Source organism: Algibacter sp. (assembly GCF_049667265.1).
Lineage (GTDB): Bacteria > Bacteroidota > Bacteroidia > Flavobacteriales > Flavobacteriaceae > Algibacter_B.
Genome location: NZ_JBATHX010000033.1, coordinates 1 through 15,155, shown reverse-complemented (window position 1 = coordinate 15,155; position 15,155 = coordinate 1). Strand labels below are relative to the sequence as shown.

General features: G+C 33.5%; 17 protein-coding genes. 11 read left to right on the top strand and 6 right to left on the bottom strand.

What is annotated here, in order from left to right:
- From WBN21_RS01005 to WBN21_RS00980, 6 genes are all read left to right on the top strand, one after another.
- The coding region (locus WBN21_RS01005) for a deoxyhypusine synthase family protein (RefSeq protein ID WP_424197451.1) at positions 1-598 on the top strand (598 nt) is incomplete at its 5' end.
- A gap of 2 nt (positions 599-600) precedes the next feature.
- Positions 601-2,127 carry a bifunctional GNAT family N-acetyltransferase/carbon-nitrogen hydrolase family protein gene (locus tag WBN21_RS01000; RefSeq protein ID WP_424197450.1) on the top strand — a complete coding sequence of 509 codons (1,527 nt, stop codon included), beginning with the start codon at positions 601-603 and terminating at the stop codon, positions 2,125-2,127.
- A gap of 47 nt (positions 2,128-2,174) precedes the next feature.
- Positions 2,175-2,498 carry a hypothetical protein gene (locus WBN21_RS00995; protein ID WP_424197449.1) on the top strand — a complete coding sequence of 108 codons (324 nt, stop codon included), beginning with the start codon at positions 2,175-2,177 and terminating at the stop codon, positions 2,496-2,498.
- A gap of 12 nt (positions 2,499-2,510) precedes the next feature.
- On the top strand, positions 2,511-2,732 hold the full coding sequence (locus tag WBN21_RS00990) for a hypothetical protein (protein ID WP_424197448.1): 222 nt from the start codon (positions 2,511-2,513) through the stop codon (positions 2,730-2,732).
- A 10-nt stretch (positions 2,733-2,742) separates the two neighbouring features.
- The gene (locus tag WBN21_RS00985; RefSeq protein ID WP_424197447.1) at positions 2,743-3,153 is read left to right on the top strand and encodes a VOC family protein; all 411 of its coding nucleotides are present in this window, start codon (positions 2,743-2,745) and stop codon (positions 3,151-3,153) included.
- 147 nt (positions 3,154-3,300) lie between these two features.
- On the top strand, positions 3,301-3,681 hold the full coding sequence (locus tag WBN21_RS00980) for a hypothetical protein (RefSeq protein ID WP_424197446.1): 381 nt from the start codon (positions 3,301-3,303) through the stop codon (positions 3,679-3,681).
- A 174-nt stretch (positions 3,682-3,855) separates the two neighbouring features.
- On the opposite strand, the gene WBN21_RS00975 is transcribed toward WBN21_RS00980, so the two are convergent.
- From WBN21_RS00975 to WBN21_RS00950, 6 genes are all read right to left on the bottom strand, one after another.
- On the bottom strand, positions 3,856-5,307 hold the full coding sequence (locus tag WBN21_RS00975; RefSeq protein WP_424197445.1) for a mannosyltransferase: 1,452 nt from the start codon (positions 5,305-5,307) through the stop codon (positions 3,856-3,858).
- 281 nt (positions 5,308-5,588) lie between these two features.
- Positions 5,589-7,079, bottom strand: a complete 1,491-nt coding sequence (locus tag WBN21_RS00970) for a cellulose synthase family protein (RefSeq protein ID WP_424197444.1) — start codon at positions 7,077-7,079, stop codon at positions 5,589-5,591.
- Positions 7,076-7,768, bottom strand: coding sequence for a glycosyltransferase family 2 protein (locus WBN21_RS00965; RefSeq protein ID WP_424197443.1), 693 nt, complete (start codon positions 7,766-7,768; stop codon positions 7,076-7,078). The genes WBN21_RS00970 and WBN21_RS00965 overlap by 4 nt, the downstream gene beginning before the upstream one ends.
- The gene (locus WBN21_RS00960) at positions 7,765-8,241 is read right to left on the bottom strand and encodes a toxin-antitoxin system YwqK family antitoxin (RefSeq protein ID WP_424197442.1); all 477 of its coding nucleotides are present in this window, start codon (positions 8,239-8,241) and stop codon (positions 7,765-7,767) included. The genes WBN21_RS00965 and WBN21_RS00960 overlap by 4 nt, the downstream gene beginning before the upstream one ends.
- Positions 8,241-9,830: a 4Fe-4S binding protein gene (locus tag WBN21_RS00955; RefSeq protein WP_424197441.1), complete on the bottom strand. Its 1,590-nt coding sequence runs from the start codon at positions 9,828-9,830 to the stop codon at positions 8,241-8,243. The genes WBN21_RS00960 and WBN21_RS00955 overlap by 1 nt, the downstream gene beginning before the upstream one ends.
- Positions 9,831-9,832: 2 nt before the next feature.
- Positions 9,833-11,140 carry an NAD(P)/FAD-dependent oxidoreductase gene (locus WBN21_RS00950; protein ID WP_424197440.1) on the bottom strand — a complete coding sequence of 436 codons (1,308 nt, stop codon included), beginning with the start codon at positions 11,138-11,140 and terminating at the stop codon, positions 9,833-9,835.
- A gap of 201 nt (positions 11,141-11,341) precedes the next feature.
- Between WBN21_RS00950 and WBN21_RS00945 the strand changes: the two genes are divergently transcribed.
- The 5 genes from WBN21_RS00945 to WBN21_RS00925 all read left to right on the top strand — a co-directional run.
- Positions 11,342-12,055, top strand: coding sequence for a DUF547 domain-containing protein (locus WBN21_RS00945; protein WP_424197439.1), 714 nt, complete (start codon positions 11,342-11,344; stop codon positions 12,053-12,055).
- A 23-nt stretch (positions 12,056-12,078) separates the two neighbouring features.
- Entirely contained in the window at positions 12,079-12,948 is an 870-nt protein-coding gene (locus WBN21_RS00940) for a transporter (protein ID WP_424197438.1), read from the top strand.
- A gap of 35 nt (positions 12,949-12,983) precedes the next feature.
- On the top strand, positions 12,984-13,994 hold the full coding sequence (locus WBN21_RS00935; RefSeq protein WP_424197437.1) for a glycoside hydrolase family 113: 1,011 nt from the start codon (positions 12,984-12,986) through the stop codon (positions 13,992-13,994).
- Positions 13,987-14,715, top strand: a complete 729-nt coding sequence (locus WBN21_RS00930; protein WP_424197436.1) for a hypothetical protein — start codon at positions 13,987-13,989, stop codon at positions 14,713-14,715. The genes WBN21_RS00935 and WBN21_RS00930 overlap by 8 nt, the downstream gene beginning before the upstream one ends.
- Positions 14,712-15,155: POTRA domain-containing protein (locus tag WBN21_RS00925; RefSeq protein ID WP_424197435.1), on the top strand; the 444-nt coding region annotated here is incomplete at its 3' end. The genes WBN21_RS00930 and WBN21_RS00925, both read left to right, overlap by 4 nt.

Here is a 15,155-nt window from a genome sequence, read left to right as displayed (position 1 = left end):
TCGTTTACAAAAACATATTCATAAAATATGGAAAGATGCCGAGGCAAATGGCGAGCGTTATTTGCCGCATGAGTATATGTACAAAATGTTATTATCTGGTGTATTAGAACAATACTATGAAATTGATTTAAAAGATTCTTGGATGTATGCGGCGGCTGAAAAAAACTTACCAATTGTATGTCCAGGATGGGAAGATAGTACCATGGGGAATATTTTTGCTAGTTATGTTTTAAAGGGCGAATTGAAGGCAAGCACCATGAAATCTGGTATTGAATACATGACGTTTTTAGCAGATTGGTACACAGATAATTCAGCTAAAGGTATCGGATTCTTCCAAATTGGTGGTGGTATTGCTGGCGATTTTCCAATATGTGTAGTGCCTATGTTATATCAAGATATGGAACGTACAGATACCCCATTTTGGAGTTACTTTTGTCAAATTAGCGACTCTACAACTAGTTACGGATCTTATTCTGGAGCGGTACCAAACGAAAAAATCACATGGGGAAAATTAGATATTAACACCCCGAAATTTATAGTAGAAAGTGACGCAACTATTGTTGCACCATTAATTTTCGCCTACTTGTTAGGTCAATAATTATGAATATAAAAAAAATAGAAAATATAGAATTAAAGTATCTAACAGTTGATGATTTTGAGGAATTAAAAGCAGCAACTTTAGAGTCTTATGGTGGTGTGCTTAACTCATACTGGAAAAAACATCATATTGAAGATTTGACAACCATGTTTCCAGAAGGTCAAGTTATTATAATAATAGATGGTGATATTGCCGGTTGTGCTTTATCATTAATTGTAGATTATGATAGTATTGATGACGAGCATACTTATGAGGATATTATTGGAGGAGAATCCTTTAAAAATCATCATGCCGATGGCGATGTTTTATATGGGATAGATGTATTTATAAAACCTGAATATAGAGGCTTAAGATTAGGAAGACGACTTTATGATTACAGAAAGGAAGTTTGTGAAAACTTAAACTTAAAAGGGATTGTTTTTGGTGGACGCATGCCAAATTATCATAAACATAAAAACTTAACACCAAAGGAATATATAGAAAAAGTTAAGCGCAAAGAAATTCATGATCCAGTTTTAAATTTTCAAATCTCGAATGATTTTCACCCAGTTCGTGTTTTAAAAAATTATTTAGAAGGCGATACAGCTTCAAATGAGTATGCCGTATTAATGGAATGGGATAATATTTATTATTCCAAACCCAATAAAAAAGCCGCTTCTATAAAAACAATTGTCAGGCTAGGTTTAATACAATGGCAAATGCGACCTTATAAGGACTTAGATGCGTTAATGGAGCAGGTGGAATATTTTATTGATAGCGTATCAGCTTACAGGTCAGATTTTGCGGTGTTTCCGGAGTTTTTTAATGCGCCGTTAATGGCGGAGTTTAACCATTTGCATGAGCCAGATGCTATAAGAGAACTAGCAAAGTTTACGGAAACTATCATTAATAAATTAAAGCAGCTTTCTATTTCTTATAACATTAATATTATTTCTGGAAGTATGCCAGAATTAGTTGATGATAAGCTTTATAATGTAGGCTATTTATGCCGTCGAGATGGAAGTGTTGAACGTTACGAAAAAATACATGTAACACCAGACGAAGCTAAAATTTGGGGGATGCAACGCGGTAATAAGTTACAAACTTATGATACCGATTGCGGTAAAATTGGTATTCTTATTTGTTATGATTCAGAGTTTCCAGAATTATCTCGTTTGCTGGCTGATGAAGGTATGGATATATTGTTTATTCCTTTCTTAACCGATACGCAAAATGGGTATTCTCGTGTACGCCTATGTGCCCAAGCTCGTGCTGTTGAAAACGAATGTTATGTGGCAATTTCTGGTAGCGTTGGTAATTTACCAAATGTGAATAATATGGATATTCAATACGCACAATCGGCCGTATTTACACCATGTGATTTTTCGTTTCCTAGTAATGGAATTAAAGCTGAAGCTACTACAAATACAGAAATGATTTTAGTTGCCGATGTCGATTTAAGTCTATTAAGAGAACTACATTCTTTCGGAGCAGTTAAAAATTTAAAAGATAGACGAAAAGATTTTTATGATGTAATTCGTGTAAAATAATTTGAATTAAGTATATTTAAACTTGTAACAAACCTTTACCCCACAAAATGAAAAAAAGAAATGACAATTTAAAACGTGTTATTGTAGATTTTAAAAAACTAACACCAGAAATTTTGGCCATGTTAGTTGATAAATATCCTGATGGTTATGATGACGATGATATTGTGTCGTTTAAAAATCAACATAACGAAACTATAGAAGCCGTTGAAATAATTACTGAAGACACTAAGTATTTAGTTAAAGTAAGTACGAAACTGGAAGTAACTATGGAGAATTATGATGAAGACGATTATGAGGAATTTGATAACGATGATCCTGAAGCTGTACAAGATCCAGATATAGCTGATGAAGAAACTGAAGACAACGATTAAATAAATAATATTATGAGAACTGCCGCTTTTAAATCCTACAAAAACGGTTATTACAATTTTTGGTTTGAAAATGGCGAGGAACTTGCATTCGAGGATGTGCATCCACGCGTTTTAAAACAATTTGACTTAAAAAACGATAAAAGTTTAATTGATAAAGATTTCAGAATCACTTTCGTGGAAGACGAAGATGGTGATGATGTTTTTTATCGAATAGAAAGTTTGAAACCAATTTAAATTATGGATTATGGAAACCTCATTTCACATGTCATTACCTTGTTTAAGTATCAAGGAGACAAAAAAGTTTTACACCACAATTGGTGCTACATTTGGTAGAGCCACAGAATATTGGATTGATGCAAATTTATATGGACATCAAATGACATTTATTAAGTCGGGAAAATTTAATTTTAACAGTCCCAATTATGTGTTTGAAGGCAAAATATTACCGTCATTTCATTTTGGAATCATTTTAGATCCTGAAACATGGAAGACTATTTACGCAAAACTTAAGGCCGAAAAGCTAGAATTGGTATCTGAAAGCCAATTTTTATCAGGGAAAGTTGGTGAACACAACTCGTTTTTTGTGAAAGATCCAAATGACTATATGTTGGAATTTAAAACCTTTAAAGATGCTAACGACATGTTTAAATCTTAGTTAAATTTATTCTAAATTTTAAAATAAAGCGTATATTTAATATACTAATTACTAGTAGTTTCATGGTGAAATTATTTTAAGAAATTCGGACTTTAAGTAAGCGGTTTTCCGAAAAAAATTAAGTTAAATTTTAAATTTATTAATAAGATGAACACAAAAAAATTTTTAGTATTAAGTGGATTATTGTTGGTTTTTTTATCGCTTTCAAGCTTTAAATCTCAGTCAGATTTAAACACCAATATAATCACCATCGAAGATCAAGATGGGTTAGTAGTATATGCTACTTATGCCGGTAAAGAAGATTGGGGTTACGATTTTGTAACTACGGATAAAGAGGGTATGGAGCATACATTAACGTTTCAAAACGTTGAAGATGCCGTTTTAGCAGCCTTCGATTTAAATAGTGACACATTTGTAGGGACTAAGTTTAAAATTACCTTTAACAGAGATATTGAGTATTCAAAAGATGAAGATGATATGGAGGATCAAGATGAAACTAACACCATTATCAATTTAGAAAAACTTTAATTATAGTTTTATACGCTGACTTTACTTGAATCTATGCAATGAGCCAATATCAGAGTAAAAATAGAGAACATTAAGCTTCCAGGAATCTGGGAGCTTTTTTTTGCCTTAAAGTTTTCTACTAACAAGAAGAGATTTAAGTAACCGTTGATGCTGACTTCATAATAAAAATAGCAGTTAACCTTCCAGTACTTTAGTTGGCTTTTTTAAAAAAACCTCCCAAATAAACACGGTATACACCACAACATACTCCAAAGCAATAATCCAAAGGTTTTCAGATTTATCAGCTTTATTAAGGTTTATATATGCCAAATAGCTAAGAATAATTACAAAGCTCCAAACCAAAGGAAATTTATATTTAGTAAACACAGATAGTATTAAAAGGGTAGCCACATACCAAGGATGCACCGTAGTTGCCGTAAAATAATAAAAGGACAATACTAGTAACATACACGAAATAAGAGCAACAGGTGTTTTATTTCTCCTAAAAAATGTCATCATTAAAACGAACAGAATAACCAGAATGGGCGTTACTTTCCCAATAATGGCAATTTCGTTCCAGCCCCTAAACAAATAACCAACTTCGCGAGCTATGTAATACAAACTTGCATTAAACTCGAAAGTTTGAAACCAAAGTGCTACTGTTTTTGTATAGTTGTTTATAAATTCGGACGAATAAAAGGGCGCAAAAAGTAATAGTGTAGTAGCGCCAACGATGCTATAGAACCCAATTAGTTTTGTCATTCCTGCGAAGGCAGGAATCCACTTTGAAAACCCAGTATCTTGTTTATGATTATTAGATTTATCGTTGCTGTGCTCTGTCGAAATGACGTTTCGCTTCACAAACCATTGAAAAAACAAAGGCAGAAATATTAAAGGCACCAACTTAACCGAAATTGATAGCGCTAAAACCACAGCAGCAAATTGCCATTTGTTAATATAAAGTAAATACAAACTCCAAACCAAAAAGAAAATCATCACGCCTTCAAAATGAAGATTTCCGGTAAGTTCAATGATAATAAATGGGTTTAAAATATACCAGAATATGTTGTGAGTAGGAAGCTTCAGTTTTTCTAAAAGTTTTTTTCCAAAGTGGAGTGTTCCAAAATCGGCTGCAATAATAAGTAAGCGCAAAACCACTACCGAACCTAAAATACTTTTACTAGCAAACAACGCCGCAATAGCAAAGCAAAGTTGGTTTATTGGCGGATAGTTTGTAAAGTGACTGGCATTTAAATCGCCCATGCCAGCACGAAGTTCTAAAGCTTGAGCAACTGGAAATTCACCTTGACTTATAAAAGATTCTACTGTAAATAAATAAGGGTTTATGCCTTCTAGAATCATGCGGCCATCCCAAATAAAACGGTAAAAATCTTGCGAAAGGTTGGGTATCGCCAATATAAAAGTGGCGCGAAACCCAAAGGCTAAATACGTTAAAGCTTTTGTGTTATGTTTAAAAAGTTTAATAACGTTATAAAATAAAACAAACAAGGCTGCATAAAGCGTAAGTAGTTTTACATAATCTGTACGGACTAAATTATAAGCGAAAACCCAATAGAATAAAATGCTAAATACCGCTAAGAGTATTGGTATTTTATTAAGTTTTAAAAACGTTGGGTTTAAAAGCATGTGGCAAATATATGATTATTTGGTTGGGGTATAAAAATGAAAAAGTGCTCACTTAAATTTTAGAAGAAAAATGGATTGAGATTATTTAACTGAAGATGACGTTGATTGAAAACGCGTGCCCGCGTTAGTGATTGCAGCGGCATCCTTTTATTGCTGCCATAAATGGCAAAAAAAGATATAGCGGAAAGCCCGACCCTTGTGGTAACGCCCAAAACATTTTTAAACTTGTTAAAATAATTTCGGTTTATTAATTAAGGGATTCCCTTTTTCAAGGGAATTGTTTAAACTTTTGAGGCCAGCGATTTAAAAAATACATAGCCAAAACCTACAAATAGCATGAGGTGAAATGGGAAGAGCCCGAAATCGCCACCTTGGTTGCCTACAATAAAGGCGCTGTACATACCGAAACCGAAATAGAGCATAAGAAGCCCTTCGAAAATAACGTTAACTGAAATGGTGCGTTTCATGTATTTGTTGTTTTTCCAGTTGTCTTTATACTTGCTAATATTGAATTTTGGTGTGCGAACAAATTCTGATTTTTTACCTAAATGGCCTTCTATTACCGCAATGGAGTTGTGTAGTGAAAAGCCCATGGCTATTGAGAAAAAAACAAAAAACATACCGATATAACGGATAAAATTTTTAAAGCCACCACCATAAATGTTTTTGTACATAAACCAGTAGCAAATAAAAAAGATAATGGTACTCATTACAAAGAAACTCATTACGTAAAAGTACGGACGTAAATGCGCATATTCGTTTTTTATATATAACATTGGAATGCTTAAAACCCCAACAATTAGTACGTTTAAAAACATGGTGCTATTTAATAAATGCAGTAAGCCGTGTACTTTTGTTTTTGCCGTTATGTTTTCACTTTTTATGACACGCCCCATCATTTTTCGGAAATTTTCGGCACCACCTTTGTTCCATCTAAATTGTTGCGATCGAGCGGCACTAATAACTATTGGAAGCTCAGCAGGAGTTTCGACGTCTTCTAAATATTTGAATTTCCAGTTTTTAAGTTGTGCACGGTAGCTAAGGTCTAAGTCCTCGGTTAGTGTATCGCCTTCCCAATTTCCGGCATCGATTATACAGGCTTTTCGCCACAATCCTGCGGTACCATTAAAATTGATAAAATGCCCTTTGCTGTTTCGGCCTACTTGCTCTAAAGTAAAATGTGCATCGAGTGCAAAGGCTTGGATTCTTGTAAGTATTGAATAGTCGCGGTTAATATGGCCCCAACGGGTTTGTACGACGCCAATTTCTGGGTTTTTAAAATAAGGAACGGTGCGTTTTAACCAGTCTTTTTTAGGAAGAAAATCGGAGTCGAAAATGGCAATAATGTCGCCTTTTGCTGATTCTAATCCTGCTTTAAGTGCACCAGCTTTAAAGCCTTTACGGTCTGTTCTGGTAATTTGTTTTATGTCTAAGCCTGTGGCTCGAAGTTTTTCTACATGAGCTTTTGTACTTTCAACAGTTTCATCGGTTGAATCGTCTAAAACTTGAATTTCTAATTTATCTTTAGGATAATCGATTTTTGCTATGTTTTTAAGCAAACGATGCATAACATACATTTCATTATAAACAGGAAGTTGAATAGTGATATATGGAATTTCGTCTGGATTAGATAAATCAAATTTTGGGGAATCGTCCTTGGTTTTTTTTGAAGAAAGGTAGTTAAACAGTAGGTTGAGTTGTGCTAATGCATACATGAATATTAGCAATAGGGACACGGTATAAATAATTATTATAGCTGTTTCTAGAATCATTTTTTAAAACTGTATTTAAAAATCCAACCTAAGATTTTTATGCCTGCAAATATAGCACCTTTTACCGTACCTGAAACTTTTGAGACACCTATTCTGTTTTTGTAGTTTACTGGCACTTCTATGTATGTGAGTTTTTGCGTAAGTGCTTTAAGTTGCATTTCGATGGTCCAACCATAAGTTTTGTCTTGCATATTAAGGGCTAGTAGCTTTTTATATTTAATAGCTCTAAAAGGGCCAAGGTCTGTAAATTTTGCTCCGAAAAGCAAGCTCATTAAAGTTGTAGCAAGCCAATTACCAAAAATTTGTGGTACCGTCATAGACCCTTTTTCTCGCAGTTGTTTGACGCGGGCACCAATTACAAAATCGATATCGTCATTAATTATGGGAGCAACTATTTTGGTGAGATCTTCAGGATAATCGCTATAATCGCCATCTAGAAAAACTACAATATCTGGTTTTTTTGTTTGATTAGCAATGTGCTCCATACCTTTTAAGCAAGCATAGCCATAGCCTTTTCTACTTTCTTTTAAAACGGTTGCACCTGCGTTTTTAGCATTTTTTTCGGTATTATCAGTTGAGTTATTGCTAACGACAATTATTTCGTCGACAGATTTTGGAATGTCGTTAATAACACGTGCTATAGAATCTGCTTCGTTATAGGCAGGAATGATGACTTTAATTATGGTCATTTAAGGTCGCTAAGTTTATTCTCCTTTTTAAAGGATGCAAAGGTAGTCCATTCTTTTAATTTTTTACCTGATTTATATCTAGAAGCTGAAACTAGTTTTTCGTTCTTATACATGAGACAATATCCGTTTTTTTTATTGTCTTTTAGTTGGCATTTATGGTCTACTTTTTCCTCAGTATCATAAAATAACCACCAATTATTTTTCTTGCCGTTTTGATAGTGTCCTTCTTTTTCAAGAATCCCTTTTTTTGTGTAAAACTTCCAGTAATTTATTTCTTTATCGGATGAAAAGTGTCCTTCTTTTTTTAGAGTTCCGTTTTCATAATAGAATTTCCAAAATTTTATTTTTTGATTGTTTTCTGTCCAACCTTCCGATTGGATATTACCATTTTCGTAGAATGTTTTTTGGTACTCTTTTTCAGCGTGAGCACTAATTATAGTTAAAAATAAAATGAGATAACATAAATATTTCATTACTTTTTATTCACTAAATCCATTAAATCGACATCGTTTCCTAATAGAATTTCAGTCGGATTTATGCGTCCTTCCATACTGTCATTCTCTAATTTCAACACACCTCTAGGGCAAACCGCAGCACAGATACCGCAACCTACGCAGCTAGACCTCACAATGTTCTCTCCTTTTTGAGCGTAGTGTCGAACATCAATCCCCATCTCGCAGCTATTAGAACAATTTCCGCAAGAAATACATTGGCCGCCATTGGTAGTAATTCTGAATTTAGAAAATAATCGTTGTTGAAACCCAAGAATCGCTGCCATTGGGCAACCAAAACGACACCAAGATCGATTACCTAAAATAGGATAAAAACCAGTTCCAATAACACCCGAAAATATAGAGCCAATATAAAGTCCGTAAGCAGATCTTAAAGCTCCCGCTTTAATATAAAATATGTTGTTTGTACCACCTGTGAAATGCATTACCAGCAATAATCCAATAACAACGAAAAAACCTATAGCACCATACTTAGCGTCTTTACCAAATTCTTTGCCCTTAAAGTACATAACACCAGCAAAAACTAATGTTAAAAATCCAATAACTAGAGCGATGAAAAGGCCTCTTGTAAGCCAAAATTCATTCTTATCATAACCTAAATAAGTGTAAATCATAGCGGTTGTCATCACAACGGAAAAGACCAAAACGGTATGTATTAACCAACGTTCCAATTTCCAAGCCGACATTTTTTTAGAGGATAATTGTCTAAAAGAATCACCAGCAGTTTCAGCTAATCCACCACAACCACAAACCCACGAACAGTACCAGCGTTTTCCGAATTTATAAGTTAAAATTGGGGAAATCACAAAGATTGTAATGATACCAAATAGAATTAAAGCTAAACCGATATTTCCAGTAGAAAGAAACCCATTTACAGACCATTCATCAAAAATATAATAATTAAGTGGCCACATAGATTTTAAATCATAGTATGGTAAATCGTTATTCATTACGTACATGAATTCAGGAATCAAAAAGGCAAAACCTAATTGAAAAAACATGACTGAAACGGTTCGTATCTGTTGGTAACGATTATGTCGGTATTTTAAAATGAATTTATATCCAAAAGCTAAAATTGCTACCGTATAAAGGGTGCCGTAAACAAACCATTGGCTTGCATTTCTGCCACTTAACAATTGACTTAATGGGTCAAATAAACTTATTAAACCTGTGTTTTCAGCACCGTCAGTCCCTAATCCTAAATATTTAGGAAAGAAGTAAAGCACAATGTAAAATGAGGTAAGTATGACTCCAACTATCCAACCCCAAATACCGCGTGATGAAATAGACTTAAACCAAACGCTATCATTTTTTATACCTTCTAGTTTTGTTAAATAAGCTTCCCTAGAATAAATGATTATTCCAGTACAAATCAATCCTAATGAGAGTGTTAAGAATAAACCTTGGTTAGGGAAATGAGTATTGAAAAGTGCCAAAACTAGAATGAACAACCCAATAATTCCTATAGCTAAAGCAATTTTTTGTTTGTTTGAAATATCTACAGCATCTGGTTTTGCTAAAGACATACTATGATTTATTTTATTGCTCATGCTTATACAGTTAGTGGTTGTTTGTTGAAAGCCGAAAGTATATCTGCTTCATAATGACTATAAAATTCTGGATCGAAATTAGCTTCAGAAAGATGATTTATTACATAATCGACATCGCGTTTTTCAGTAAGCCAAGTGTCAAATGTTTCATGGCGCATTCTAATTCCGAAAGTGTTGATGCCTAAAAATTCGTTCGTTTCTTTATGGTAAGCAACGGTAATACATTTGGTATCATCTTCATGTTTCCAATGAAAATGTTTTTCGTACTCTGGACGCCCGCGCTCTCCAAATACCCAACCATAAGTTTGATATTCAATGTCTAAAAATTTAGCGGAGTTAAACCAATGCCCAGGATTATATGGTGTTCTGTTTCCGCAAATAGTTTGTGCCAAGGTTTCTCCCATCATACGGCCTGTGTACCACACCGCTTCAATGGTTCGGCGCCCATTTATGCCTTCATGTTGTTCTGCACAATCACCTATCGCATAAACATCTGGAATGTTGGTTTCTAAATAGGTGTTTACTTTTACACCTTTTCCTGTCTCAATTTCAGAAGTTTTTATAAAATCGATATTAGGCGTAACACCTGCCGTTAATCCAACAACATCACAGGCTATTTCTTCACCTGTTTCTTCAATAATAATAGATTTTACTTTGCCGTTTTCATCCGAAACTATTTCCTTTAAATTAGTGCCAAGCCTTAAATCGATATGGTGATTTTTTATATGTCTGTTAATCATTTCGCTTTCACCTGTTGGTAAAACACCATTCCAAAAACTATCTTCTCTTACCAAAAAAGTAACTGGGATATTTCGAGAATTTAGCATTTCGGCAAGTTCAATTCCAATTAATCCACCGCCAACAATCACAGCTCTTTTGCATATTTTTTTATTAGGAGCGTGTATTTCAAGGTTGTCCAAATCTTGTTTGTGATACATACCCATAACACCTTCTGAATCTTGTCCTGGCCAACCAAACTTGTTAGGTTTACTGCCTGTTGCAAGAATGAGTTTATCGTATTTCAGACTATCTCCATCAGTAAAATGAAGCGTTTTGGCATTAGTATCTATGTTTTCGACAAAGCCCTTTTTAAGGTCAATTCGGTTTTTCTCCCAGAACCAATTTTCATAGGGCTGGGTGTGCTCAAATTTCATGTGCCCCATGTAAATGTACATGAGTGCCGTACGGGAGAAAAAATATTCGGTTTCTGCAGAAATTATGGTAATTTTTTTGTTAGACAATTTTCTAATATGTCTTGCAGCGGTTACGCCAGAAATTCCGTTTCCAATAATAACAATGTGTTCTTGCATGTTTTGGTTGTTTGGTAATAAGTCGAAGCTAAAGATAAGAACTTAAATTTTAGAGGTTAATTTAGAACAAGTTTAAATTGAATGTGTTTTGTAAGTATCAATAGTTTAACGAGACATGAAAAACTTTTACAATCTTTGTAATTACCTAAGTTTTTGTTCGACCTAAAGAAAGTTCCATCATAGATTTTGAAATATACAAGTATGAATAAACACCTTATAATAGTATGTATTGCTCTTGTTTCAGTTCAAGGATTTTCGCAAGATTTAAATGTTTTTTTTAGTAAAGCGGATACTTTTTTTAATGAAAATGTGGCTAATGGAAAAGTGGCCTATTCAAAAATTTATGAAAATCAAGATGCGCTTAATTCTATTTTGAAAATTGCTGAAGGCGTTTCAGTTTCCAAAGCAGATGCTAATAACTTTCAGGCGTTCTGGATTAACGCCTATAACATTTCTGTTATAAAAGGTATTATAGATAATTATCCAACAAATTCTCCTCTTGATAATGATGGTTTCTTTGATAAAACAACCTATAGTTTAGCGGGTAAAAACATCACTTTAAATGATATTGAACACAAACTTTTAAGGGGCAACTTTAAAGATGCCCGTTTTCATTTTGTATTGGTTTGTGGTGCTATTGGTTGTCCGCCATTAATTAGTGAAGCTTATTTGCCGAATACTTTAAATGCGCAATTAGACGAGCAAACTAAAATAGCTATAAATGGATCTTTTTTAATTGTGAATGTTAAAAAGAAACGTGTGCAAGCATCCCAAATTATGGAATGGTATAAAGAAGATTTTACCATGAATAATGGTAGTGAAATAGATTTTATAAATAAATACCGAACTGAAAAATTAGATAGTAATTTTAAACTAAGTTACTTCCCCTATGATTGGAAAGTGAACAAACAATAACTAAAAAAGTAACCAACTAAATTATGAAAAAAACAATCGCAATAGTAGTGTTTGTGGCTATTACACTTAATGGGTTTTCTCAAGAAATTGATGAATCATCACAAAAAAGTAATGTGCAAACCTATACACCTTCAAAGCTTTTAAAAAAAGGGCAATGGGATATTAAATGGTTTAATAATTTATATACGGAAACTGAAAAACGAGAAAATGGCGTTAAAAGTGATAAAGCGCGAGAAACCTATTTCACTTCAACAATAGATGTTTTTACTGGCGTTTCGGATAATAGTAAAATCAATGTTGGTTTATTAGCTGAAATCAGATCTAATGTGGTTGGCGGTCGCGATGCTTTAGATGTTTTTTCTTTTGATAGTGAAGCTGTAAGCGCACGTTCTGGATTGACTTCTATTGCCCCTGTAATTAAATTCAATCCGTTAAAAAATGTGAGTAATTTTACGGTTCAATCGGCATTTCACATACCTTTAATAAGCGAAGAATCTGATACTAACGGCGTGTTTTTAGATCAAACCGCATTTACATTTCAAAACAGATTTTTTTATGATTATACTTTGCCTAGTGGCGATTGGCAATTATTCACCGAGTTAAATACCGAGTATAATTTTGGCGATGATGACAGTTTTGCAAACAATACTTTTGTGTTAGCTCCAGGGATATTTATGAGCTATTTCCCAGGTGATAAATCAACCATATTAGGTTTTGTGCAACATTATCAAAGAATGGGCGATTTTAAGCAAGATTTTACCGCATTAGGTTTTGGCGGAAAGTATCAATTAACAAAAACATTAAACCTTGAAGCACTTTATAGTAAATTTATTAGAGGAGAAAATACTGGACTTGGACAATCATTTAACATAGGATTAAGAGCATTGTTTTAAGGAATAATAGTAAATTAGGAGTTTAAAGCATTAATATGAAGCCATTTAAATTTTTGATTCTTATATCAATTTTAAGCGTTCAGTCTTGTAAAACTCAAGCCAACAAAATTAATGGTGTGAGTTTTGTTGCTTCAAGAGATGCTGTTAACGAGAGCCATATTAAACCTGTTGTAAATATAAACGCAAATTATGCGGCTATTATGCCATTTGGGTTTATTAAAAATTTAGATCACCCCGAGATAATCCATAATACAGACAGACAATGGTATGGAGAAACTAAGGCTGGTGCTGAACAATACATTGGTGAGCTTCGAAAGAAGCAACTTAAAATCATGATTAAACCACAAATTTGGGTATGGAGAGGTGAGTTTACAGGATTAATAGCAATGAAAAACGAAACAGATTGGGAAATTTTGGAAAATTCCTATGCCAATTTTATTTTGGATTATGCTGAATTAGCCAATGCTGTTAGAGCGGAATTATTTTGTATAGGTACAGAACTTGAAAAATTTATAGAAAACAGACCAAAGTTCTGGTTGACTTTAATTAAAAAAATAAGAAGTAAATACAAAGGAAAATTAACATATGCCGCAAATTGGGATGAGTTTAAGCGCACCCCTTTTTGGAGTGAGTTAGATTACATTGGTGTAGACGCATATTTTCCTGTAAGCGATAGCAAAACGCCCACGGTGGAGGAATGTATAAATGGATGGAAAGCGCATAAAGAATTCGTTTATAATATGTCCAAAAAACACAACAAACCTATTTTATTTACGGAATATGGCTACCGGAGTGTTGATTATTCAGGAAAATCACCCTGGATTAGTGACAGAAGTATGAATCAAGTTAATCTTGAAGCGCAAACTAACACAACACAAGCCTTATTTGAAACCTTTTGGTATGAAGACTGGTTTGCAGGCGGGTTTATTTGGAAATGGTTTCATAGTCATGACGAAGTAGGCGGTAAGGATAATTTTATGTTTACTCCACAAAATAAGCCTGTTGAAGCATTAATTCGTAAACAGTATCAAACAACTAATGAATAAAATAAGTTACATTATTTTATGTTTCGTCAGTTTATTGTCATGCTCTGAAGATCATGATGATGCGGTACAAACTTTATCCAATTACACTCAAGGAAGTACTTTTGAATTGGGAGCGGTTATTGCATGTGCTGCCAGCGATAAAAATACAGGCGAGATACTTACTTTTTATTATCCAGAATCTGGAGCATCCAACGTCCGGTTCTATGAGACCAAAACTATTGAATTAGATGAAAACGATTTTACAAACTATATAATAAACCCCCTTGAAAACGAGCCTTTTTTTAATGGGTACTTAGGAAAGTTTATGCAAAATGCCTCCATTGAAAAATGGATAATTATTACTTTTGAGTTAAACGGCGAAATAAAAATATCTAATCCAATCCGCTCTAGGCAAATTTCTAAACCCACGGTATGGAATGATAATGTAATTATAAATCAATCCCAATCTGGTATGCCGAATTTTATGTGGGAAGATAATCCAGAAGGGGGTAATGCCATTTATTTTCAAATAGTTTCAGATGAAAACGATAATTTATTATCTGGAACTTACACATATGAAAATCAGTTTCAATATTACAACACTAATAATGTTGTTTTAAATGTAACGACTCAAACACCACCTGATTTAATTTTGAATGAAAATTATAATTTCACCCTAATGGATGTAAGTCTAGATAATTGGGTAAATTGGGTAATTCAAAAATCATTTATTGCTGAATGAAAAAACTATTACTACTATTTGTTTTTATAACGTCGTGCGGTTACGCCCAAGAATTTAAAGTTCACGATTTAAAAATTAAAGGGAATAAAAGATTAAAAGCAACCTTTATAAAAAGTGTCTCTTCAATTAAAACGGGAGTTTTGTTGGATTCCACTATAATTGAACAAGATATTTTGCGATTAAAGCGTTTACCTTCAGTTTCTCATGCGTATTATCAAGTGTTTTCCTCTCATGATAATAAATATAACGTCATTTATAACATTGAAGAAAATTTTACCCTTATCCCATCTGCGAATTTTTACACTACTGATAATGAGGAGTTTGCGTATCGTTTGGGTTTGTATGAGTTTAATTTATTGGGTCGAAATATAACTTTTGGCGGTTTTTATCAAAAGGATGTTTACAATTCGTACGCCATAAATTTCAGAGCACCCTATCTG